Source organism: Acinetobacter sp. YH12041, from assembly GCF_013419975.1.
Taxonomy (GTDB): domain Bacteria; phylum Pseudomonadota; class Gammaproteobacteria; order Pseudomonadales; family Moraxellaceae; genus Acinetobacter.
In genome coordinates this window covers 141,302-163,252 of the sequence record NZ_VOZC01000005.1, presented here as the reverse complement: position 1 = coordinate 163,252, position 21,951 = coordinate 141,302, and the positions used below count along the sequence as shown (strand labels likewise).

At 41.7% G+C, this 21,951-nt stretch carries 21 protein-coding genes; 11 read left to right on the top strand and 10 right to left on the bottom strand.

Features of this window, described 5'->3' with window-relative positions:
- The first annotated feature begins 13 nt into the window (after positions 1 to 13).
- Positions 14 to 511: an Lrp/AsnC ligand binding domain-containing protein gene (locus FTU00_RS06015; protein WP_004786082.1), complete on the top strand. Its 498-nt coding sequence runs from the start codon at positions 14 to 16 to the stop codon at positions 509 to 511.
- A 54-nt stretch (positions 512 to 565) separates the two neighbouring features.
- Here the strand turns inward: FTU00_RS06015 and putP are convergent, their stop codons facing one another.
- Positions 566 to 2,080, bottom strand: coding sequence for a sodium/proline symporter PutP (putP, locus tag FTU00_RS06010; RefSeq protein ID WP_180179335.1), 1,515 nt, complete (start codon positions 2,078 to 2,080; stop codon positions 566 to 568).
- 413 nt (positions 2,081 to 2,493) lie between these two features.
- Between putP and aspA the strand changes: the two genes are divergently transcribed.
- The 5 genes from aspA (at position 2,494) to FTU00_RS05985 (ending at position 10,221) form a co-directional block, all read left to right on the top strand.
- A complete protein-coding gene (aspA, locus tag FTU00_RS06005) occupies positions 2,494 to 3,942 on the top strand; it encodes an aspartate ammonia-lyase (protein ID WP_180053847.1) in 1,449 nt (482 codons plus the stop codon).
- Positions 3,943 to 4,066: 124 nt separating this feature from the next.
- A complete protein-coding gene (locus tag FTU00_RS06000; protein ID WP_034702570.1) occupies positions 4,067 to 4,426 on the top strand; it encodes a hypothetical protein in 360 nt (119 codons plus the stop codon).
- Between the two features lie 124 nt (positions 4,427 to 4,550).
- Positions 4,551 to 8,012: a transcription-repair coupling factor gene (gene mfd, locus FTU00_RS05995; RefSeq protein ID WP_180179334.1), complete on the top strand. Its 3,462-nt coding sequence runs from the start codon at positions 4,551 to 4,553 to the stop codon at positions 8,010 to 8,012.
- 226 nt (positions 8,013 to 8,238) lie between these two features.
- On the top strand, positions 8,239 to 8,673 hold the full coding sequence (locus FTU00_RS05990) for an HIT domain-containing protein (protein ID WP_004786072.1): 435 nt from the start codon (positions 8,239 to 8,241) through the stop codon (positions 8,671 to 8,673).
- A gap of 57 nt (positions 8,674 to 8,730) precedes the next feature.
- The gene (locus FTU00_RS05985) at positions 8,731 to 10,221 is read left to right on the top strand and encodes an adenylate/guanylate cyclase domain-containing protein (protein WP_180179333.1); all 1,491 of its coding nucleotides are present in this window, start codon (positions 8,731 to 8,733) and stop codon (positions 10,219 to 10,221) included.
- Between the two features lie 73 nt (positions 10,222 to 10,294).
- Here FTU00_RS05985 and fdx read toward each other — a convergent pair whose 3' ends face one another.
- The 8 genes from fdx to FTU00_RS05945 all read right to left on the bottom strand — a co-directional run bounded on the left by fdx (position 10,295) and on the right by FTU00_RS05945 (position 16,502).
- On the bottom strand, positions 10,295 to 10,633 hold the full coding sequence (fdx, locus tag FTU00_RS05980; protein WP_034702567.1) for an ISC system 2Fe-2S type ferredoxin: 339 nt from the start codon (positions 10,631 to 10,633) through the stop codon (positions 10,295 to 10,297).
- 15 nt (positions 10,634 to 10,648) lie between these two features.
- Positions 10,649 to 12,508, bottom strand: a complete 1,860-nt coding sequence (hscA, locus tag FTU00_RS05975) for a Fe-S protein assembly chaperone HscA (RefSeq protein ID WP_180179332.1) — start codon at positions 12,506 to 12,508, stop codon at positions 10,649 to 10,651.
- 39 nt (positions 12,509 to 12,547) lie between these two features.
- Positions 12,548 to 13,063, bottom strand: coding sequence for a Fe-S protein assembly co-chaperone HscB (hscB, locus tag FTU00_RS05970; RefSeq protein WP_104426170.1), 516 nt, complete (start codon positions 13,061 to 13,063; stop codon positions 12,548 to 12,550).
- Between the two features lie 131 nt (positions 13,064 to 13,194).
- A complete protein-coding gene (gene iscA, locus FTU00_RS05965) occupies positions 13,195 to 13,515 on the bottom strand; it encodes an iron-sulfur cluster assembly protein IscA (RefSeq protein ID WP_004786063.1) in 321 nt (106 codons plus the stop codon).
- A gap of 36 nt (positions 13,516 to 13,551) precedes the next feature.
- Entirely contained in the window at positions 13,552 to 13,938 is a 387-nt protein-coding gene (iscU, locus tag FTU00_RS05960) for a Fe-S cluster assembly scaffold IscU (RefSeq protein WP_004786061.1), read from the bottom strand.
- A gap of 109 nt (positions 13,939 to 14,047) precedes the next feature.
- Positions 14,048 to 15,265 (bottom strand): IscS subfamily cysteine desulfurase, encoded by a 1,218-nt coding sequence (locus FTU00_RS05955; RefSeq protein WP_166136649.1) that lies wholly within the window; start codon positions 15,263 to 15,265, stop codon positions 14,048 to 14,050.
- Position 15,266: 1 nt separating this feature from the next.
- A complete protein-coding gene (locus tag FTU00_RS05950; RefSeq protein WP_004786058.1) occupies positions 15,267 to 15,740 on the bottom strand; it encodes an Rrf2 family transcriptional regulator in 474 nt (157 codons plus the stop codon).
- Between the two features lie 111 nt (positions 15,741 to 15,851).
- Positions 15,852 to 16,502 (bottom strand): hypothetical protein, encoded by a 651-nt coding sequence (locus tag FTU00_RS05945; protein WP_180179331.1) that lies wholly within the window; start codon positions 16,500 to 16,502, stop codon positions 15,852 to 15,854.
- 205 nt (positions 16,503 to 16,707) lie between these two features.
- Between FTU00_RS05945 and FTU00_RS05940 the strand changes: the two genes are divergently transcribed.
- The 3 genes from FTU00_RS05940 to FTU00_RS05930 all read left to right on the top strand — a co-directional run bounded on the left by FTU00_RS05940 (position 16,708) and on the right by FTU00_RS05930 (position 19,613).
- Positions 16,708 to 17,187, top strand: coding sequence for a phasin family protein (locus FTU00_RS05940; protein ID WP_180179330.1), 480 nt, complete (start codon positions 16,708 to 16,710; stop codon positions 17,185 to 17,187).
- Positions 17,188 to 17,344: 157 nt separating this feature from the next.
- Entirely contained in the window at positions 17,345 to 17,617 is a 273-nt protein-coding gene (locus tag FTU00_RS05935) for an HU family DNA-binding protein (RefSeq protein WP_004786051.1), read from the top strand.
- Between the two features lie 130 nt (positions 17,618 to 17,747).
- A complete protein-coding gene (locus tag FTU00_RS05930; RefSeq protein ID WP_180179329.1) occupies positions 17,748 to 19,613 on the top strand; it encodes a SurA N-terminal domain-containing protein in 1,866 nt (621 codons plus the stop codon).
- 110 nt (positions 19,614 to 19,723) lie between these two features.
- Here FTU00_RS05930 and FTU00_RS05925 read toward each other — a convergent pair whose 3' ends face one another.
- Positions 19,724 to 20,596, bottom strand: a complete 873-nt coding sequence (locus tag FTU00_RS05925) for a DUF2797 domain-containing protein (protein ID WP_180179328.1) — start codon at positions 20,594 to 20,596, stop codon at positions 19,724 to 19,726.
- A 35-nt stretch (positions 20,597 to 20,631) separates the two neighbouring features.
- Here FTU00_RS05925 and FTU00_RS05920 point away from each other — a divergent pair, with 35 nt between their 5' ends.
- Both FTU00_RS05920 and FTU00_RS05915 read left to right on the top strand, forming a co-directional pair.
- Positions 20,632 to 21,102, top strand: a complete 471-nt coding sequence (locus tag FTU00_RS05920; protein WP_180104322.1) for a DUF6231 family protein — start codon at positions 20,632 to 20,634, stop codon at positions 21,100 to 21,102.
- A 113-nt stretch (positions 21,103 to 21,215) separates the two neighbouring features.
- Positions 21,216 to 21,890, top strand: coding sequence for a YidB family protein (locus FTU00_RS05915; protein ID WP_180003218.1), 675 nt, complete (start codon positions 21,216 to 21,218; stop codon positions 21,888 to 21,890).
- Positions 21,891 to 21,951 lie beyond the last annotated feature (61 nt).

The following is a 21,951-nucleotide window of genomic DNA, read 5'->3' as shown; positions in this document are numbered from 1 at the left end:
GAGAATAATTCTAATGAATAGCCCATATTTAAGCCTTGACCGAATAGATATTCGCATCCTTGATTTGCTGCAGTCTGAATCGAAAATTTCCAATATTAAACTGGCAGAGATGGTGAATCTTTCACCAACTGCGGTACTGGCGCGTGTACAAAAACTGACTAAGGAGGGATTTATTCTCGGTTATGAAGCGCGACTTAATCCAATTATGCTGAATAACGGTTTTGTGGTCTTTGTCGAAATTCTGCTGGATAAAACCACACCGAATGTGTTGGAAGAATTTTCCGAGGCGGTACAGCATATTCCCGATATCGTGGAATGTCATATGATTAGTGGTGGCTTTGATTTTGTAGTGAAAATTCGCTGTGCCAATATGGATGAATTCCGCAAAATCTCCGGTGATATTTTGTGGCAATTACCGGGGGTAAAGGAAACCCGTAGTTATCCGGTCATGGAAGTGATCAAGGAAACCCAGCAGATCAAGTTGAAAATGCCGGCTAAAGCTAAGGTATAAATTCAGACAAAACAAAAGGGACATAAAGTCCCTTTTATTTTTGAAATAGAAAAATTATTTATTCATTTCAGCCATTTCTTTTTGATATTCGGCTTTTGCCAGTTCAAAACGATTAACAATATCATGACTTGGCGCTTTATCCAATAGACTCACAATCACGATACTCAGCGCTGCCAGAATAAAGCCGGGGATAATCTCGTACAGACCGGTATCACCCATATAATTTTTCCAGGCAATTACAGTTACGGCACCAACTACCATTCCGACAATCGCGCCGTTGAGGGTCATGCGTTTCCAGAACAATGAGAAAATGATCAGTGGACCAAAGGCAGCACCAAAGCCAGCCCAAGCATAAGCCACCAGACCCAGAACTTTACTGTTTGGATTGATGGCCAATGAAATTGCAATCAAGGCAATCACAATCACCATGCCACGACCGACCCAGATCAGTTCTTTTTGCGAAGCATTTTTACGTAGGAAACCTTTATATAAATCTTCAGTCAGGGTAGTCGAGCAGACCAGTAACTGGCAGCTCAATGTACTCATAATCGCAGCCAGAATTGCCGCTAATATGATGCCTGCAATCCAAGGGTTAAACAGGATTTTGGTCAATTCCATAAACACGGTTTCAGGATTCTGGTTGACGATTGCAGCAGCAGGAAGGTCAGGATTTGCTGCAAAATAAGCAATCCCGATATAGCCCGCCGACATTGCACCCACCAGACACAGAATCATCCAGGTCATGCCGATCCGGCGTGCAGCAGGAATAGTTTTGACCGAATCTGCCGCCATAAAGCGCACCAAAATATGTGGCTGACCAAAATAGCCTAAGCCCCAAGCCAAGCTAGAAATAATCGCGACAAAACTTAGGCCTTCCAGCATATTGGATGCATGTGGACGGGCAGTTTCCAGTAGGGTGCCCACCTGTTGAGCGTTATCACCCAATGCCAGATAGGTAATGATGGGTGTAATAAGCAACGCAAAGATCATTAAGCCAGCCTGAAAGGTATCGGTCCAACTGATTGCCAGGAAGCCGCCAATACACACATACAGAATCGTGGCCACTGCACCGAGCCAAAGTGCTGTCGTGTAATCCCAGCCAAACAGGCTTTCGAACAGACGCGCACCTGCGACCATGCCGGAAGCACAGTAAATTGCAAAGAACACCAGAATCACAATGGCTGATAGTAAGCGTAAGATTCGTTTCTTATCCGCAAAACGGCTGGTGAAATAATCAGGCAGGGTCAGAGCATTGTTCTGAAATTCAGTATGGGCACGCAGACGGCCAGCTACCAGTAACCAGTTCAGCCAGGCGCCAATAATCAGGCCAATCGCAATCCAGACTTCTGACAGACCGGAAAAATAGATGGCTCCGGGTAAGCCCATCAGCAGCCAGCCACTCATGTCGGATGCACCTGCGGAAAGCGCAGTTACTACACTGCCCAGACTTCGCCCACCCAGAATATATTCATCAAAATTGGACGTCGCACGATAGGCATATAAACCGATCCCAATCATGGCGACGATATAAAACATAAAATTAATCAGTGTTGGGTTAAGCGAGCTCATAGGCAGAGTATCCTTAAATTTTGAACATCATCATCCGGGATGATTTTTGAACTGCATTCACAGGGCAGTGATTCAAACATGGTTTAAAAATTACACTCTGTAACAGTTGAGCAGCTTTTGTGTATATTTTATGTAAATTAAGAATTTTCTCATATAAATGAAGAATTAGTAGAGGGTTATAAAATACAAAGTTACACATGGTTTTGAATAAAAATAAATAATTTTAATAAACAGTTAAATTCATTGAACTTTTGTATTTTAATTACACAATTTTACAAAAATAACAACAATCTCGAATTAGACATATTTTGTTTCAAATCCAGCTTAAATCACTTCTATTTGTTTTTAGGGCCTCTCTTCATAGTGAATGAATGCCATTCTGAATGGTGCATCATTGCTAAGAGTAATATGACATGGACAATATGTTGCAAATAGAATCAAGTCGAATTGAACAGGATTTATTGGGGAAAAAACAAATTCCCCAGCACAGCTATTATGGTATTCATACCTTGCGTGCGATTGAGAATTTTCAGATCTCAGGTCTGGCAGTAGGTCAGCAAGCACACTTTATTCGCGCATTGGCGCAAGTTAAAAAAGCAGCAGCACAAACGAATTTACATTTTCAGAAAATATCAGAACAACAAAGTAGTGCTATTCAACAAGCCTGTGATGAATTGATTCATCAACCTCAGGACTGGCAGGAGGCATTTCCGCTTGATCCTTATCAGGGTGGAGCTGGTACTTCTATCAATATGAATGCGAATGAGGTTATTGCAAATCGGGCGCTAGAATTGCTCGGGCATCGTAAAGGCGATTACCATATCCTGCATCCAAATGATCATGTGAATACTTCACAATCAACCAATGATGTCTATCCCACGGCACTACGTCTAGCGACTTATACACGTCTGGATGAACTGCTTCATGTACAAAAATCGTTGATTGATACTTTATATAGCAAGGCATCAGAGTTTCAGTATGTGATCAAGATGGGGCGTACCCAGTTACAGGATGCGGTTCCAATGACCCTGGAACAGGAATTCCGTGCTTTCGCAACCTTATTAAAAGAAGACCTGAAGCTGATTGAGCAAATGCGTCAGTTATTGCTGGAAGTAAATTTGGGTGCAACCGCCATTGGAACCGGCGTGAATACTCCAGATGGTTATGCCAAACATGCAGTACAAACTTTAACGAAAATTACTGGCCTACCTTTAAAAGGCGCGGAAGATTATGTCGAAGCGACCAGCGATTGTGGCGTGTTTATTATTCTGTCCAGTAGTCTGAAACGTCTGGCTGTTAAGTTGTCCAAAATCTGTAATGACTTGCGTCTTTTAAGTTCTGGCCCGCGTACCGGTCTAGCGGAAATCCGTTTGCCAGAATTACAGGCGGGTTCTTCTATCATGCCAGCTAAGGTCAATCCGGTTATTCCAGAAGTAGTCAATCAGATTGCGTTTCGTGTGATTGGTAATGACCTGACTGTGACAATGGCAGCAGAAGCAGGGCAATTACAGCTTAATGTTATGGAGCCGGTCATTGCAGTATCCTTAAATGAATCCATCCAATTATTAACTCAAGGTATGCAGACCCTACAACAAAAATGTATTGCCGGGATTCAGGCCAATGAACAGAACTGTTTAAATGCAGTGATGCGCAGTATCGGGATTATCACCTTACTGGAACCACTTTTAGGTCATGCCACTTGTGATGAAATTGGCAAGCAATGTATTCGTGAAAATAAAACTGTACCCGAAGTGGTGCTGGAACTGGGTTTGTTAAGTGAAATTCAGCTGGATGAAATTTTTGCCTTTGAAAATCTGGTTTCAGAAGTCCCAATGATGAATCAATGGGAACAGGTATCCTGAAAGTTTAAGGATGACCCGAATATAGATTCGTGCTGATTTTAACCATTTGCCTCAAATCCCGTCTGTGGGTTTGGGGCATTTTCATCTAGACTATATCGATGACACAATGAATTGAGTGCATAGCATGTTTGATAAAATCAGCAACTTATTTAAATCAAATAAACCTGATCCGGCTCAGATTTTTCTGGAAGAGAATCATATCCAATATGTAGAAGGGATCGGCTATATTGTGGATGGGATTAATTTAAATGAGGAGCTGGGCGAGCGGCTGGAATATTTGTCTAACCGACGCATGAAAACTTTTGATGATTTAAAAGCGCTATATTCAACTGCAATGATCATTAATGAAAAAATTGATCTGGAAATTGCCAATCAGCGTTTTAATGCAAGATTAGGAAATACTGAAGAAAACCTGCTGCAATTCAAAGCAATTGTGAAAAAGTTGAATGACTATTATCGTAACTTTTTACGTGATAAAAAATAACTGAATCATAGGCTGATTTTATCCTATGCAGTCAATCTGTAACGACTGCATAAAAATAACGAAATAGCACCAGATCATCGTGATAGTATAAGCTTCATGTTGTTTAGACTTTAAAGCTATATACATGTTCCAACAAGAAATTTCCCAACTTAATTTAACAAAGCTCAAGGCAGGCGAGAAACGCTGGTTAGGCAATCTGCAAGGCTCGTCTACTGCATTATTGCTGAAAGAAATTATCAAGCAGCAACGATCGCGTCTATTTGTTATTGTTGCGCGTAATAACCAGCATTTGGGTCAACTGGAAAGTGAACTGGAATTTTATGGGATTAAACCGACCATATTTCCAGACTGGGAAATTTTGCCTTATGACCGTCTGTCACCGCATCAGGATATCGTCTCTGAACGTCTGGCAATTTTATCTAACATGCCCCAAAGCGGCGTATTGTTGCTGGCAGCTTCTACATTGGCACAGCGTGTTGCACCTACTTCATGGGTGCTGGGTGAACACTTCGATATTCGAGTCGGGCAAAAGCTGGATCTGGAACAGCAAAAGAAAAAACTGATTCAGGCTGGTTATCATCTGGTCGACACCGTTTATGACCATGGTGAATTTGCAGTTCGCGGTAGCATTATCGATATATATGCTTCAGGTCAGGATGCACCAATCCGGATTGACCTGTTCGATGATGAAATTGAAACCCTGAAATTTTTTGATCCGGAAACGCAACGTACTACGCAAACTCTAGAACAATTTACCGTATTACCTGCACAAGAATTTCCACTGAAGGAGGGTCGTGCTACTTTCCGTGACCGTTATGCAGAATTTTTCCCCACAGCTAATCCAAAGAAAAATCCAATTTATCAGGATGTAATGGATGGCATTGCTTCACCGGGAATTGAGTTTTATCTGCCTTTATTCTTTAGTCATGAAGCGATGCAAGGGCAAAGTACCTTAATTTCGTATTTACCCAAGAATGGCATTGTCATTACAGATAAGGCGCTGGAGCAGAGTTTAGAACAGTTCTGGCAGGACGTAACTCGCCGTTATGAAGATCGCCGCCATAATATTGATCAGCCGATTCTGCCGCCTGAAGCACTGTTCTGTCCGACCAATCAGCTTTTAGAACAGCTAAATCAGTTTAGTCGCATCATTGCGGCACAAGAAGCTTTTGATGAGAAAGCCGGCGTGATTAATCTGGATACCCAGTTACCACCACGCTTGCCTGTTGATCCAAAACGTGAAAAGCCCTTTACCGAAGTCAAAAAATATATTGATGCGGCCAATCATCCGGTTTTACTGGTCGCTGAAAGTGCCGGTCGGCGTGAAACCTTAAAAGATGCGCTGCGTCCAAGTCTGGGCGATATTCTGACCGTAGAAAACTTTGATGCTTTTGTCGATTCTCTGCATGCGATTGCGATTACCAGTGCACCATTGGAACGTGGTCTTGTTCTGACAAATCGGATCAGTGTGATCTCGGAAAATCAGCTTTACGAACATCGTGTGGTCCAACGTCGTCGCAAGCGTCAGCAGGAAGTATCAGAAGAATTCCTGATCCGCAGTCTGACCGAGCTAAGCATTGGTGCACCAGTGGTACACATTGATTATGGTGTAGGACGTTATGCAGGCTTAATTACTTTAAGTATCGATGATCAAGATCATGAATTTCTGCAACTGGATTATGCAGAAGGTGCCAAAGTCTATGTGCCGGTGACTAACCTGCATCTGATCAGCCGCTATAGTGGTGGCGATCCAGATCTGGCACCTTTACATAAACTGGGTACGGATGCCTGGAATAAAGCCAAACGTAAGGCTTTGGAACAGATTCATGATGTCGCAGCCGAGTTATTACATATTCAGGCACGTCGTTCTTCTAAGCCGGGCATCAGTTTTGAGGTTGATCAAAGTCTGTATATGCAGTTTGCTAGCGGCTTTGCCTATGAAGAAACACCAGATCAGGCCAATGCGATTGAAGCCACGCTATATGATATGCAACTGGCCAAACCAATGGACCGACTGGTCTGTGGTGATGTTGGCTTTGGTAAGACTGAAGTCGCCATGCGTGCAGCCTTTGTCGCGGTACAAAATAATCGCCAGGTTGCGGTATTAGTACCCACTACTTTGCTGGCACAACAGCATTATGAATCTTTTAAAGACCGTTTTGCGGACTGGCCAGTTCGGATTGAGGTGCTTTCCCGTTTCGGTTCATCTAAAGCGCATACCAAAACGATTGAGGATTTAGCGGATGGCAAAGTCGATATTGTTATCGGCACCCATAAGCTTTTACAGGAAAATGTCCAGTTCCATAATCTGGGGCTGATGATTGTTGATGAAGAACATCGTTTCGGGGTGCGTGATAAAGAACGTATTAAGGCCCTGCGTGCCGATGTGGATATGCTGACCCTAACAGCAACGCCAATTCCACGTACCCTGAATATGGCCTTTAGTGGAATGCGTGATCTGTCGATTATCGCGACTCCACCAGCACGCCGTCTGGCTGTAAAAACTTTTGTGCAGGAACATACCAGCGACACCATTCGAGAGGCGATTCTGCGTGAATTACTGCGTGGTGGTCAGGTCTATTTCCTGCATAATGAAGTCGATACCATTGACCGTGCTGCAGAAAATATCCGGAATCTGGTGCCTGAAGCGCGTGTCATTGTGGCACATGGTCAGATGCGTGAACGTGAGCTGGAGCAGGTAATGCAACAGTTCTACCACAAGGAATACAATGTCCTGGTGTGCTCGACCATTATTGAGACCGGGATTGATGTGCCGAATGCCAATACCATTATTATTGAGCGGGCAGATAAGCTTGGTCTTGCACAGTTACACCAGTTGCGGGGGCGTGTTGGTCGTTCTCATCACCAGGCTTATGCTTATCTCTTGGTTCCATCGATCAAAGGCTTAAAAGGCGATGCAGAAAAACGTCTGGAAGCGATTCAACGTGCCTCGACTTTGGGTGCAGGCTTTATGCTGGCCACCGAAGATCTGGAAATTCGCGGTGCAGGTGAACTTTTAGGCGAGCAGCAAAGTGGTTCGATGCAGGCGATCGGTTATAGCCTGTATATGGAAATGCTAGAAAAAGCGACTAAAGCCATTCAAAAAGGTAAAACGCCGAATTATGATGCGCCACTGTCTTTAACTGCAGAAATCAACCTGCATATGCCAGCCTTGATTCCGGACGATTATCTGGGTGATGTACATCAGCGCTTGCTGTTCTATAAACGCATCAGTAATACCGATACTCAGGAAAAACTCGATAATATCCGTATGGAACTGATTGACCGTTTTGGCATTCCGCCGCAACCGGTGAAACAGTTATTTGCTGTGCATCAGCTACGTCTTAAAGCCGAGCTATTGGGCATCACCAAAATTGACATTGGTGGGCAGGGCGGCCATATCGAATTTGCACCAGATACGCCAGTTCAGGCCATGAGTATTATCCAGATGATGCAGAAACATCCGACCTATTTCAGGATGGAAGGCGGCCAGCGATTAAAAGTGATGGTAATGCTGGAAGACTATCAGAAACGAATCCAGTTCATCAGTGATTTACTGGATAGCCTATTAAAAGAGCTAAATTAATAGTTTTAGATTTTATAGAATATGAATATTCACGCTATATTTCATTTTTATAAATATAGTGTGAATATCAGCTTGTTTTCATATGAAATTATTTAAGCTAATAGTTTGCCGTTTTGTCCTTCACAATTCATACAAAATTGCCCTAAAGCACCCGCTTACAATACTCAGCCGCAATTGTATATGGTAGTATTAGCCATCATTCTAATTTTGCATCATTTATAAAGATATGTTTAGTTTGCATCCACAACTTGCTCAAGATACGTTTTTTGTAGGCGACTTTCCTTTATCAACATGTCGTTTGATGAATGATATGCAATTTCCGTGGTTGATTCTGGTTCCGCGTGTACCAGGCATTACCGAATTATATGAATTGAGCCAAGCTGACCAAGAGCAGTTTTTACGTGAATCAAGCTGGTTATCTAGCCAGTTAGCGCGTGTATTCCGTGCCGACAAAATGAATGTCGCAGCTTTGGGCAATATGGTGCCGCAACTGCATTTTCATCATGTGGTTCGTTATCAAAATGATGTGGCATGGCCTAAGCCGGTATGGGGCACTCCAGCAGTTCCTTATAGCAGTGAAGTATTGGCACATATGCGTCAAACCTTGATGCTGGCTTTACGCGGTCAAGGGGATATGCCATTTGACTGGCGTATGGACTAAGCGTTGACATACATTTTATGGTCCATTCAGGATTTTGGACTTTAAGAGAGTAATTGAGTGCAATTAGACGACTGGATTCATCAGGAACCAAAACAGTTTGAATATTTCCATCGGATGATGGGATATATCATGCTGTCTCTGGTTCTGATCGTCTATCACTACACGGAACCGGACACCAATTACCAGATTTTTGTTCCGTTATTTCTGGCACTGGTTTTGGTGATCACACCGAAATTATCCCGGTGGATGATTTATAAATATGACTATAATTTAAAACGTAATTTCTTCTTTGTTCTAGATGTGATTATCGTATCGGTTGTACTTGCAGCTGTGCATCTGGATCTGGTGTTGTCTCTACTGGCAGTAGTTACATTGCTGTATACCGCCATTAATAACAAGATTTCATTCATGATGGTGTCACTGGCTGGCCTGATTGGCACCATGATCTTTTATCTGTCTACCATTGGCATTTTTGGGTTTACCAGCTATTTCAGTCCCACCAGTACCGAACTCACCGTACTAGGTTTCATCTGTTTGATTACTTATTTTGGTGTCGGAAATTTCTATCAAAGCGGTCGTATGCAATATATGACCCAAAAGAAAAATCATTATTTTGACCAGATGAACCGTTATATGGAATTTGCTAACCAGCTCAGCCGTTATGCGCCAGTGCAGTTATGGCAATCCATCATGAAAGGCGAGTCTGAAGCTAAGATCGAATACAAACGTAAAAAACTCACGATTTTCTTTTCGGATATTCAGGGATTTACAGAGCTTTCTGAAACTCTGATTCCGGATGATTTGGCTTTCCTGTTGAATGACTATTTAAGCCATATGACTGAAATCGCCAAGAAATATGAAGCAACGGTCGATAAGTTCATGGGGGATGCCATCCTGATCTTCTTTGGCGATCCGCACTCTGATGGTGTAGAGCAGGATGCTAAAAATTGTCTGGAAATGGCGATTTCAATGCGTCAGCAAATGAAATTACTACGCGAACGCTGGATTAAAATGGGTTATCCGCCATTACATATCCGTATGGGGATTTCGACCGGTTATTGTCACGTGGGGAACTATGGTGCCAATCACCGTATGGCCTATACCATTGTTGGTCGTGATGCTAATTTGGCTGCACGCTTACAAAGTGCTGCGGAAGTTGATGAAATCCTGATTTCTGAAGATACCCATAACCTGATCAAAAATGACTATCTATGTGCACCTAAAAAGCCAATTTTCCTGAAAGGGATTAAGGCACCGGTTCGCACTTGGCAAGTGATGGAAAAATATGCCTTCCAGAAAGTTGAATATCAGCGCTGGTTTGATTATGAGTATAAAGGCTTTCATTTACTGCTAAATCTGGATGAAGTACAAAACTATGATTATCCAGAGTTGTTGCATGTGCTAGAAAAAATGATTAAACGCATTCAAACCCAGCAGCAACTGACCAACTCTCAAGGAATTGTGAAATTAAAACTTGAAGATGAAGTGATTGAACCTTTATCTGCTGAAGAAGCATTTCGAGCAGCTGAACAATCAAAAGTCATCTAATTTTTATGATTTAAATAAATGATAAAGACCATAAAAAAACCACGCCTAAGCGTGGTTTTTTGATTTCAGAATCTTAGTGATTTTCTGAAGCATGATTAATGGTATATTTTGGAATTTCAACTTCCAGATCTTCATCCACAATCTTCACTTGGCAAGACAGACGGGAATCAGGCTCTAAACCCCAAGCACGATCGAGCAGATCAGCTTCGACATCATTCATTTCTTCAAGGCTGTCGAAACCGCGACGAACAATTACGTGGCAAGTGGTACATGCACATGACATATCACACGCATGTTCAATCTTGATTCCGTTTTTCAGCATGCTTTCACATAGATTGGCATCTTGTTCAACTTCAAACTCAGCGCCTTCAGGGCAAATTTGCGCATGTGGAAGAACTTTAATACGTGGCATAGTCTTTACCTTAAATTAGTTTGAGTTTGACCAATCGTCGAGTTTAGTGCCTTTAAGGGCAGCATCAATATGTTGATTCATGCGCAGAGCAGCAAATGCATCACTATGTATTTTAAGCTGTTCTACTGCAGATTCAATGGCTTTGATATCTGTACCCTGTAGCTCGGACTCAAGTCGTGCTTGCGCAGCAGTCAGTTCTGCCAATTGCTGTTCATTCATCAATTGAGCATCTACTTTCAATGCCTGAACCAGTGCTTCAAGTTCACGTTGTGCTTCCACCTTGGTTTCCTGCAAATGACGAAGATTCTTATCTTCTTCAGCAAACTGATAACCTTCTAACAGCAGACGTTCAGTATCTTCACTCGACAAGCCATAAGATGGTTTGATATCGATTTGTGCAGTCACACCTGAAGTCATTTCTTTAGCAGAAACGGTCAACAAGCCATCTGCATCCACTTGGAAAGTTACTTCAATACGTGCCTGACCTGCAGTCATTGGAGGAATACCATGCAGGACAAAACGGCCTAAGCTACGGCAATGTTCTACCAGATCACGTTCACCTTGTACCACATGAATCAGCATAGCGGTTTGGCCATCCTGATACGTCGTAAATTCCTGGCGACGTGCGACTGGGATCGCAGTATTGCGTGAAATCAGACGTTCAACCAGACCGCCCATGGTTTCCAGACCAAGAGAAAGTGGAGTCACATCTAATAATAATGATCCATCTTTGCTGTTACCAATGAGCTGATTCGCTGTAATTGAAGCACCAATCGCAACCACTTCATCCGGGTTAATGGTGCATAGAGGCTCTTGGTTAAACACATCACGTACTGCTTTTTGCACGGCGTACGAGCGGGTAGAACCACCTACAAGCACCACATTCTGAATATCATCAAGTTCCAGCTTGGCATCACGCATGACACGCTTACAAACGCTGATGGTTTTATCCAAAGCAACCTTGATGATTTCTTCAAAAGTCGGGCGATCTAAAGTCAGGCTTTGATCAAGCAGCTTTAATTCAACTGAGTCTGCATCAGATAATGCTTCTTTAGCTTTACGCGCAGCAGTAATGAAATGCGCATATTCAGCATCATCTAGGGTTTCGATATTAAGCTGTTTTTTAGCCCATTTTAAAATCAGACGATCCAGATCGTCACCACCCAGAGCGGTATGGCCACCAGTCGCTAATACTTCGAACACACCTTGAGAGAAACGCAGAATGGATACGTCAAAGGTACCGCCGCCCAAGTCATAAATCACATAGTTGCGATCTGTGCTCAAGTTGGTTTCCTGATCCAATCCATAAGCCACCGCAGCAGCTGTTGGTTCATTCAATAAACGCAGAACGTTTAAACCGGCCAGTTGCGCGGCATCACGTGTTGCCTGGCGTTGTGCTTCATCAAAGTATGCAGGAACCGTAATCACGGCACCATTAATCTCATTTTTTAAGCTGGCTTCAGCACGTTCTTTAAGCTGCTTTAAAATTTCCGCAGAAATCTCAACTGGCGTTTTACGTCCTTGCGCAGTTTCAAATGCCGGCATTTCATTCGCTTCGCCCACCAAGGCATAAGGATGCTGGAATTTAATATCTGCTTGGGAGCGACCCATAAAACGTTTTACGGATACAATCGTATTTTTAGGATCGGTGGTAATAAAAGGTTTGGCATCATTGCCATATTCAGTGCTTTGTGCTGCATAATGAACGATAGAAGGAAGTAACACACGACCTTGTTCATCTTTGAGTACTTTGGCTTGACCTGAAAGAACCGTGGCAACCAAAGAGTGGGTGGTGCCTAAATCGATACCAATCGCAATGCGGTGTTCATGTGGTGCACTTGATTGACCTGGTTCTGCAATCTGCAAGAGAGCCATAGTGTTACATCCTTTGCACGTTAAAATTAAATAGAAAAATTAAAATTCATCATCAAGATCAAAGCTGTCATCATCCAGGAAACGGTCTTCCGCTTTGTCGATGTCTGCCATGACTTTAACAAAGAAACGCAGTTTACGCACGGTATCGCGAGCTTCACTCCAGTCTTCATCTTCATAGTCGATTTTGAACTCACGAACCAGACCATCAATCCATTGCTGAACTTCAACTTTCAGAGAGGAAAGATCTTCAGCCGATGAGGCTTCATCTAATTGTTCGCGAATTTCCAGCGCATCCTGAAGAAATTCAAAATCGCTAATAGACTGATCCAGATGATAGTCCTGTTTTTTTAAAGACAGTAAATAAGCTGCACGGCTATCAACCGCTGACAAAGCCTTGAATGCCTGGTTGATCTCGCTTGATTTAATCAAAGCCTGATCTTTATCTTCAGCTTTATCGGGGTGATATTGTTGCTGCAACTTTAAAAACTCTGCTTTTAAAGTGGCTAAATCAATATCGAGTGCTACAGGAAGATTGAACAACTCAAAATGATTCATGGGAGATAGAGTCCGCGATTAATATGCAAAAATGATTAAGCTTGATGACAATTAAAATAACTGCCTAAATGCAATTAAAACAGTGTATTTCACACTGTTTTAATGCTGAAAAAAGAGAATTATTGTTGCAATCAGACAGTGAATGACTCACCACAACCACATTCGCCTTTTTTATTTGGGTTATTAAATTCGAAGCCTTCGTTCAAGCCGTTTTTCACGTAGTCCATTTCTAGACCTTCGAGATAAACCAGACTTTTTGGGTCTACGAAAACTTTAACACCAAACTGTTCAAAGACTTGGTCATGAGTATCGACTTCGTCGACAAACTCAAGAACATAAGCAAGACCAGAACAGCCTGAAGTTTTCACACCAACACGAATGCCTTCACCCTTACCGCGACTTTTGAGGTAATTGCTGATATGAGTTGCTGCATTTTCAGTTAAGTGGATCATGAAAACTCCGTGAATCTTTCTTTAAAAAACGAATGATTAAGCTTTAGACTTCTTGTTACGGTAGTCTTCAACAGCCGCTTTAATTGCATCTTCAGCCAGTACAGAGCAGTGCACTTTTACTGGGGGAAGAGCCAATTCATTAGCGATATCAATGTTTTTGATCGCTTGTGCTTGGTCTAAGGTTTTACCTTTTAACCATTCAGTCACTAATGAACTTGATGCAATTGCAGAACCGCAACCATAAGTTTTAAAACGTGCTTCTTCAATCACACCTTCATCATTTACCTGGATCTGTAAACGCATTACGTCACCACAAGCAGGTGCACCGACCATACCAGTACCAACGTTTTCTGCATTTTTGTCTAAAACACCAACGTTACGTGGGTTTTCGTAATGATCAATTACTTTTTCGCTATAAGCCATGTTGCTTCTCCAAAACTCGGGGTCAGCCTTAATATAATATAAATATGGGGATCAAAAATTTTTTATCAATGAGATAGCAGTGTAAATACAGCTATCTCAGAGTCAAAAATTAATGCTCAGCCCATTCAACTGTAGAAAGGTCGATACCTTCTTTGTACATATCCCAAAGCGGAGAAAGTTCACGTAATTTCTCAACAGCAGCTTTAGTGATATTTAAAACGTGATCGATATCTTCTTCAGTGGTGTACTTACCAAAGCTGAAGCGGATCGAACTGTGTGCAAGCTCATCAGAAAGACCTAATGCACGAAGTACATAAGATGGTTCAAGTGTTGCAGATGTACATGCCGAACCTGATGATACCGCTGCATCTTTCAGTGCCATCATCAATGATTCACCTTCAACAAAGTTGAAACTTACGTTTAAGTAGTTTGCAACGTTTTGAGTTGGGTGACCGTTCAGGAATACCTGTTCAAGACCTTGTAAGCCATTCCAAAGCTTGTCACGAAGTACACGTAAACGAGCTTGTTCAGACTGTAAATTTTTGCCTGCAAGTTCAAATGCTTCACCCATACCAACGATCTGGTGAGTTGCAAGAGTACCTGAACGCATACCACGTTCATGACCGCCACCATGCATTTGTGCTTTTAGACGTACACGTGGTGAACGACGTACGAACAGGGCACCAATACCTTTAGGACCATAGATTTTATGTGCAGAGAAGCTCATCAAATCGACTTTCAACTGAGAAAGATCGATTTCAACTTTACCCGCAGCCTGTGCAGCATCAACATGGAAGAAAATCTTTTTCGCACGGGTGATTTCACCAATCGCAGCAACATCAGTGGTCGTACCGATTTCGTTGTTTACCATCATCAGGGAAACAAGAATGGTGTCTGGACGAATCGCTGCTTCAACCATTTCTGGAGTAATTAAGCCAGTTTTTGGTTGCGGCTCAAGATAAGTAATCTCAAAACCTTCAGACTCAAGCTCACGACATGTATCCAAAATTGCTTTATGTTCAATTTTAGAAGTAATGATGTGTTTGCCTTTAGATGCATAGAATTGAGCCACACCTTTTAATGCAAGGTTATCAGATTCAGTTGCACCTGAAGTCCATACGATTTCACGCGGATCAGCTTTTACTAAATTCGCCACTTGTTCACGGGCGTATTCAACTTTTTCTTCCGCTTGCCAGCCATAAGCATGTGAACGAGATGCTGCATTACCGAAGGTGCCTTCGAAAGTTAAGCATTCCATCATACGTTCTGCAACTTGAGGATCTACCGGAGTTGTTGCTGCATAGTCAAGATAAATCGGACGTTTCATGTCAAATACCTGTAACCGATAAAAGGGCTGAATCAATGTTTGCTGAATTTTGGCGTAATGACACGGTTTGAACGTTGTCACGGGCTACAAGGTCAGCAAGGGTGATTTTTGCGAGATAATCGGCAATGTGGTGGGAGAGTTCTTGCCATAAATCATGAGTCAAGCACATCGCGCCATTTTGGCAGTTGCCTTTATGGTCACAGCGAGTCGCATCGACTGTTTCGTTTACAGCTTCAATAATTGCTAACACAGTAATTTCATCTGCGCTGCGTGCTAAATGATATCCACCATTGGCACCGCGAACACTCGAAACTAGACCATGACGTTTTAGTTTCGCAAATAACTGCTCGAGATAGGCAACAGAAATAGTTTGACGTGCTGCAATTTCAGCAAGCGTGATCGTTTGTTCAGATGGCTGCAAAGCTAAATCAAGTAGAGCAGTCACTGCGTAGCGACCGCGAGTGGTTAGGCGCATGATTCGATACACATGGTTAGACTAGATGTGTAGATTTTATGAATCCCGACTAAATTAGTCAAGTTATTTTTGTGAATGGCGAGCGTATTTAATTTTCTGAAATTGAAAGAATTACGCGCTGATCCAATTATACACTAATAACGCAATCAAAAGTACTGTGATTATACTAAAGACCATATTGATCCGCTTTTGACGGCGCTCCATACGTTTAATGCGGTTACGATACTGTTTAACTTCAACTTGCAGGCTATTAATTTTAGAACGTTGATCTTCAATTTTCTTTAATAAAGGCGCAATACGTTTTCTTGATGAAACAATATCGGTCTCATCTGCCGGTGGTTCAGATAACCAGTGCTTCCAGTCAGACAAGACTTTAGGTAAGGCAAATAAAGTCAGTAAATCACGGAACTCCTCTTTTAAAACCTGATTACCGTCAATTCGCATTGCACGAATGCTTCTGCGATTGCCAAAGATAAAAATTTTAATCAGATCCATTAAAGTGGTGCGAACATCCAGATCAATAATTCTGCCTGGTGCTTTATAGTCAAATAACAGCCCGTCTTTGGTAAACTGAACATAGAAATCAAAATATGGAATATAACTATTGATTTTTATTGTAATATTCTCATCTACAAACTTCTTCGCCTGAAGAGCAACAACACGGTCATGTTTGAGAATGAACGTGAAAATTGTTTCTAAAACGATCAAAGTCATCGTAAGCAACAAATGTGGTTGATTTTGACTTTGTTGCGATTCACTCATATATACAACCAATCCTTACCTGAAAATTAAAATGAAAAAGCATCCTGCTGAGTAAAAGATTTCAGGGTTAAATCAAATTAGACTTGAAATAAAGTGCTTTGTAGAACAGTTTAGCAAATCTATCAAGCCCTAAATTTGCTATTATGCGGTGATTTTGTAGATAATTTTATGATATTTGCATAGAAAATAAGCAGGAGTCGTGTACATGGATAAAACAAAAACGACACAAGATACAGATCAGGAATTGATTGAAAAACCAGTGAAGAGTAAGTCAAGGTCTGCTTCAGAGCGACGTTCAATGCTGGACTTTCGTAAATATACCAAGCAGATCTGGTTGGCTGGCCTTGGGGCATTTTCCCGGGCAGAGGAAGAAGGCAATAAACTGTTTGACTCGCTGGTCAAGGTCGGAGAAGAGCTGGAATCCAAAACAGTCGATATTGCAGATCAAACTGTAGAAAAAGTCTCCGAAAAAGCACGCGAATCTGTGACAGATACCAAAGATAAGGTTGAAAAACTGATCGACAACTCTGTTCATCATTCCTTGAATCGTATAGGATTAGTCACACTGAAGGATGTACAACATCTGGAGCGTTTAATTCTTCAGTTGCATGCCAAGGTTGATGAATTGACCTTGCAGCAAGAAAAAATACAGAAAGAATTATCGGAAAAAATACACACAAAATGATTTTCTTCATAATTCAATGTTTTTTTCGCATATATTTTGAAAAAAAAGAGGTTTATAAGTATTGCGTTTATACCTAAAGCATTGCTATAAAGGCGTTATGGTAGTTTAAACAAATTCTTGGACCTTAAATAAACGATATTAAGAGGACGTAGTTTTCATGAATAAATCAGAATTAATTGATGCAATTGCAGAGAAAGGGGGATTATCTAAGGCTGACGCAGGTAAAGCTTTAGATGCTACAATTGCTTCTGTTACTGAAGCTTTAAAAGCGGGTGATACAGTAACTCTAGTTGGTTTCGGTACTTTCGGCGTTAAAGAACGTGCTGCACGTACTGGCCGTAATCCACAAACTGGTGCTACTCTTGAAATTAAAGCAAGCAAAGTACCTAGCTTCAAAGCAGGTAAAGGCTTAAAAGACGCTGTTGCTTAAGCTGCTTCAACCCTAAAACGCGCCTTCTTTGGCGCGTTTTTTATTGATAGATTTAATTGTTTTGATTAACACATTCATTCAATGGGTTTTTTCGGTTAAAATCCTCTGCAAATAAAATATTGGAATACTTATGGAATCTTTTCGTAAAGTTATTAAGGGTTGGTTGGGCAAGGTCTTGCTCGTTCTGTTTTTAACCCCTTTAGCGCTTGTAGGTATTGAAGGATATTTTAGCGGCGGGAATTCTGATGCAGCAAAATCAGTCAATGGAACTGATATCTCTAAACAAGAATTAGAGTCACTGACAAAATCATTCAAACAACAATACTTAAGTTATGCCAATGGTGATGAAACCTTATTAAATCAAAGCTTCATCGATCAAAAAGCGATGGATACCCTGGTTGCGCGTACCTTGCTTTTGCAACAGGCTGAAAAACTGGGAATTAGCCTGAGTGACCAGCAGATCGCACAAATGATTTCACAGCAGCCTTCTTTCCAGGAGAATGGCAAATTTTCTAATGCTTTATATGAAAATTACCTGAAATCAATCGGCATGACTAACAATGCTTTAGTAGAAAGTTTACGTAAAGACCATGCACTGAAAATGCTGTCTGCTACTTTTATGGATTATCCATTGGTCAGTCCGGTTGAAATGCAGCAAATTGCAGATCTGCAAACTGAACAGCGTCATATTCATATCGCTAGCGTGAATCTGGACAGCTATAAAAAAGCAGTAAAAGTATCAGAAGCTGATATTGCTGCATATTATGAAAAGCACAAATCCCAGTTCAAGCAACCGACTAGCGTTGATGTGGATTATGTGGTGATCAAGCCGAGCAATATTGATACTGCCAATGTAGCGGTCACTGATGCAGAATTGCAGGAAGCTTATAATAAATTTGTGGCTGACCAGAAGCAGAATGTGAAACCAGAGGTTAAACATATTCTGGTGACTGCAGATAGTCGTAGCGATGCTGAAGCCAAAAAATTGGCAAGCGAAATTGCAGCTAAAATCAAAGCTGGTAGTACTTTTGCACAAGTAGCAGCTCAATATTCTGAGGATCCTGAATCTAAGTCTAAAGGCGGTGCTATTGCTGTCTATGAAAAAGGCGTGTTCGGTACTACCTTTGATCAGACTGTTGCATCCTTAAAATCTGGTCAAGTTTCAGCGCCTGTTAAAACAGATTATGGCTACCATATTATTTCAGTCCAATTGCCTGATGTAGCAGTTCCATCGTTTGAATCTCAAAAAGCACGTTTATCTGAAGAAGTATTGGCAGCGAAAAAATCTAATGCATTCTCTGATACGGTAAACAGTCTGAATGACATGGTCGTAAGTGCGGACTCGCTAGATGTTGTTGCTCAGGAAGTGAAGGGTGTTCAGGTTCAGAAAGCAAATAGTGTGACACTTGCGACACGTGATCCATTGCTAAGTGATGCGGCTGTCAAAGTTAAACTGTTTAATGATGACGTGAAAAATGGCGACCGTAATGCATCTTCAAGCATTCAGTTAGCCAATGGTGATGTGGCTTGGGTAAAAGTTCGCAATTATCATGCAGCGGGTGAGCAGACACTGGCAGAAGCTAAACCAGCAGTAAAAGCGAAACTGATTCAAGATAAAGCATTTGCTGCGGTCAAAGCTGAAGTTCAAACTGCATTGAATGAGTTTAAAACCAAGCCTGCAGCATCCGTTGCGAAAGGTAAACTGGTATTTGAAGATGCAGGCATCTATACACGCGCAGAAGGTCTGCTTAAGCGTGATGTACAACGTGCAGCATTTAGCGTGCCAGCGCCTAAAGCAGGTCACTGGTCAGTAACGACAGCAAATATGCCAAATGAATTGGTGGTTGTGGCAGTTTCTGAAGTGAAGAAAAATCCGATCGATGTTTTAAGTGCAGAGCAACGTAGTGAGCTGGTGAAATTGTATCAACAGCTTCGTGGTCAACAAGAATTTGATGATTATACGCGTTACTTAAAATCTCACGCAAAAATCAAATAAGATTCGCTTTTAAAAAACCAGCCTACGGGCTGGTTTTTTATTTTTTTAAGTAAGAAATAATATTCAAAATAAGAAGAGAGCATATAACTCTCTTCTGAAATCAGGTCATTTTATTCCGCCCGGAAAATCAGCTCATAACCTGTATATTTACGGATATTAATCACGCCAGTATCCAGAATCAGATATTGGCCTTTAATCCCTTGTAGTTTGCCTCGGATCACTGGAGTTTTGTCCAGATTGTGAGATTTGATTTTCTCTGGATATTGCTCTACCGGATAGATGAACTCGCGCGGTAATTCCTTATCCAAAACCTCAATATTCTCATTAAACTGCAAATTCTGATTAAACTCTTCACGAATAGTTTGGATTTTCGGTGCAAATTCTTCAATCAGCTGATCGCGAACTTCAATCAGATTTAAAGGTTCCGCCTCACCTTTGAGCAATTTACGCCAGTCGGTTTTATCTGCGACCTGAGTACCAAACATCACTTCCAGTTTACCGGAAAGACGGCGAGAACCTACTTTCATGATAGGAAGGGCTTGAGTTGCACCCTGATCTAGCCAACGAGTCGGCATTTGATTGATACGGGTAATTCCAACTTTCAATGCACTAGAATTGGCCAGATAAACAATATGGGGCTGGAAGCAGACATTCTGTGCAAACTCATCTTCCCGGCAAGTGCCTAAATGATAATGGCAGGTTTCCGGTTTCATGATACACATATCACATGAAGCTTTAGTTTTAAAACATCTAAAACAATGGCCTTGTGAGAATGATTTAGAAGTTTTTTTGCCGCAAGAAACACAATAGATATTTCCAGTCCATTCAATCTCGATTTCCTGACCTAACTGGAATGGAAGGTTAATTTCTGATCCATCTAATATTAATTTATATTCAACATTTGCCCGCTGGGTATTTTGATCAGTTACACTAAGGTCTGTAAGACCGACGTGCATTTTATGGCAAATGCCCTGAAGTTCCATAAAAAATTACTCACTTAAATCATAAGGATGCAGTCATGGCTGAACAGAATGTCATCACTTCAATGCTAGACGATTTCGCCAAGGAACAGCCAATTCATACTGCTATTTGTATCGGGCAGGATTTAACCCAATCTCAGTTTCAGCAATCTATTCAATGGCACTATTTTAACGTATCTGAGGTTCTAAATCTGCCTTTTCAACAGCGTTATGACCTGGCAGTAGTGATGTTGGACACTCCTGAAACCTTAGCATTGCCAGAACAGCAGAAGAGTCAAATTCTGGTTAAAATGCGTGATTTATTTGCAAAACGTCTGGTTGTGGTGAGTCGCTTGCAGGATGAAAAACTGCTCAGGTCTTTAGGTCTGACCCAGTTGATTGACAAGACAGTTCATGAGGCAGATTTTGCACTCTGGCAATTCAATATTTTGACTTATAAACATGTGCCAGACTGGTTTAACTCTAAATTCTGGGCTAACCCTGAAAACTGGGATAAATATCGCTGGTAAAATTGGAAAGCTAGGAAGGACTTATATCAGTATTGCAAATATTAACAAAATCCTGCATGGAAAATATGAGCCCAGACTCTATTCTGTAGAGAAGGTGTATACAGGAATGAGTTATGACCAATCTTAGTAGTATTGTGGAAATGCTGGCCAAGCAAGCTTTAGGAAATAACCAAGCCCAATCCCAGCAGCGTTCATCCCAGCAAGGGGGATTGGCAGATATTCTTGGATCAGTATTGGGTCATATCAATAATGCCAATCAGCAAAACCAGAACCCAAATCAGCAGCATCAAAACTCACAACAGCAAAACAAGCAAAATGGCCTAGGTGCAATTTTAGGTTCTGTACTCAGCCAGCTCGGCGGTGGGAGCCAATCTTCCGCTCGACCAAGTTCTGGACTGGGTGGCAGTTCAACGACAAAGACTTTATTGATTGCTGTCTTGCCACTGGTCTTGGCCTGGATTCAGAAACAGGGCGGTTTGCAAGGAGCATTGGATAAGCTCAAAGGACAAGGTTTAAATAGCCAGGTTGATGACTGGGTCTCTACTGGCCCGGGTGAAAATGCCAATGTCGATCCGCAGCAGGTACAAAACCTGTTTGATGACCAGGAAGTAGAACAGGTCGCAGAACAGACCCATGTGCCTAAACAGGATGTCTATAGCGCCATTTCTCAGGTCTTGCCGCAGATTATTGATTCACTGACACCACAAGGTGAGCAAACCAGCAAGCAGGAAGCCAATAATGATATTCAGAATGTATTGAATATGGTCTCAGGCTTGTTTAAAAAATAAATCTATCTATCCAATAAAAAATCCCGACTTTTAGCCGGGATTTTTTCTATTGAACTGTATG

Coding starts and splice junctions, on each gene's coding strand:
- FTU00_RS06015 (WP_004786082.1), top strand. CDS start 14: ATGAATAGCCCATATTTAAGCCTTGACCGAATAGATATTCGCATCCTT.
- putP (WP_180179335.1), bottom strand. CDS start 2,080: ATGAGCTCGCTTAACCCAACACTGATTAATTTTATGTTTTATATCGTC.
- aspA (WP_180053847.1), top strand. CDS start 2,494: ATGGACAATATGTTGCAAATAGAATCAAGTCGAATTGAACAGGATTTA.
- FTU00_RS06000 (WP_034702570.1), top strand. CDS start 4,067: ATGTTTGATAAAATCAGCAACTTATTTAAATCAAATAAACCTGATCCG.
- mfd (WP_180179334.1), top strand. CDS start 4,551: ATGTTCCAACAAGAAATTTCCCAACTTAATTTAACAAAGCTCAAGGCA.
- FTU00_RS05990 (WP_004786072.1), top strand. CDS start 8,239: ATGTTTAGTTTGCATCCACAACTTGCTCAAGATACGTTTTTTGTAGGC.
- fdx (WP_034702567.1), bottom strand. CDS start 10,633: ATGCCACGTATTAAAGTTCTTCCACATGCGCAAATTTGCCCTGAAGGC.
- hscA (WP_180179332.1), bottom strand. CDS start 12,508: ATGGCTCTCTTGCAGATTGCAGAACCAGGTCAATCAAGTGCACCACAT.
- hscB (WP_104426170.1), bottom strand. CDS start 13,063: ATGAATCATTTTGAGTTGTTCAATCTTCCTGTAGCACTCGATATTGAT.
- iscA (WP_004786063.1), bottom strand. CDS start 13,515: ATGATCCACTTAACTGAAAATGCAGCAACTCATATCAGCAATTACCTC.
- iscU (WP_004786061.1), bottom strand. CDS start 13,938: ATGGCTTATAGCGAAAAAGTAATTGATCATTACGAAAACCCACGTAAC.
- FTU00_RS05955 (WP_166136649.1), bottom strand. CDS start 15,265: ATGAAACGTCCGATTTATCTTGACTATGCAGCAACAACTCCGGTAGAT.
- FTU00_RS05950 (WP_004786058.1), bottom strand. CDS start 15,740: ATGCGCCTAACCACTCGCGGTCGCTACGCAGTGACTGCTCTACTTGAT.
- FTU00_RS05945 (WP_180179331.1), bottom strand. CDS start 16,502: ATGAGTGAATCGCAACAAAGTCAAAATCAACCACATTTGTTGCTTACG.
- FTU00_RS05940 (WP_180179330.1), top strand. CDS start 16,708: ATGGATAAAACAAAAACGACACAAGATACAGATCAGGAATTGATTGAA.
- FTU00_RS05935 (WP_004786051.1), top strand. CDS start 17,345: ATGAATAAATCAGAATTAATTGATGCAATTGCAGAGAAAGGGGGATTA.
- FTU00_RS05930 (WP_180179329.1), top strand. CDS start 17,748: ATGGAATCTTTTCGTAAAGTTATTAAGGGTTGGTTGGGCAAGGTCTTG.
- FTU00_RS05925 (WP_180179328.1), bottom strand. CDS start 20,596: ATGGAACTTCAGGGCATTTGCCATAAAATGCACGTCGGTCTTACAGAC.
- FTU00_RS05920 (WP_180104322.1), top strand. CDS start 20,632: ATGGCTGAACAGAATGTCATCACTTCAATGCTAGACGATTTCGCCAAG.
- FTU00_RS05915 (WP_180003218.1), top strand. CDS start 21,216: ATGACCAATCTTAGTAGTATTGTGGAAATGCTGGCCAAGCAAGCTTTA.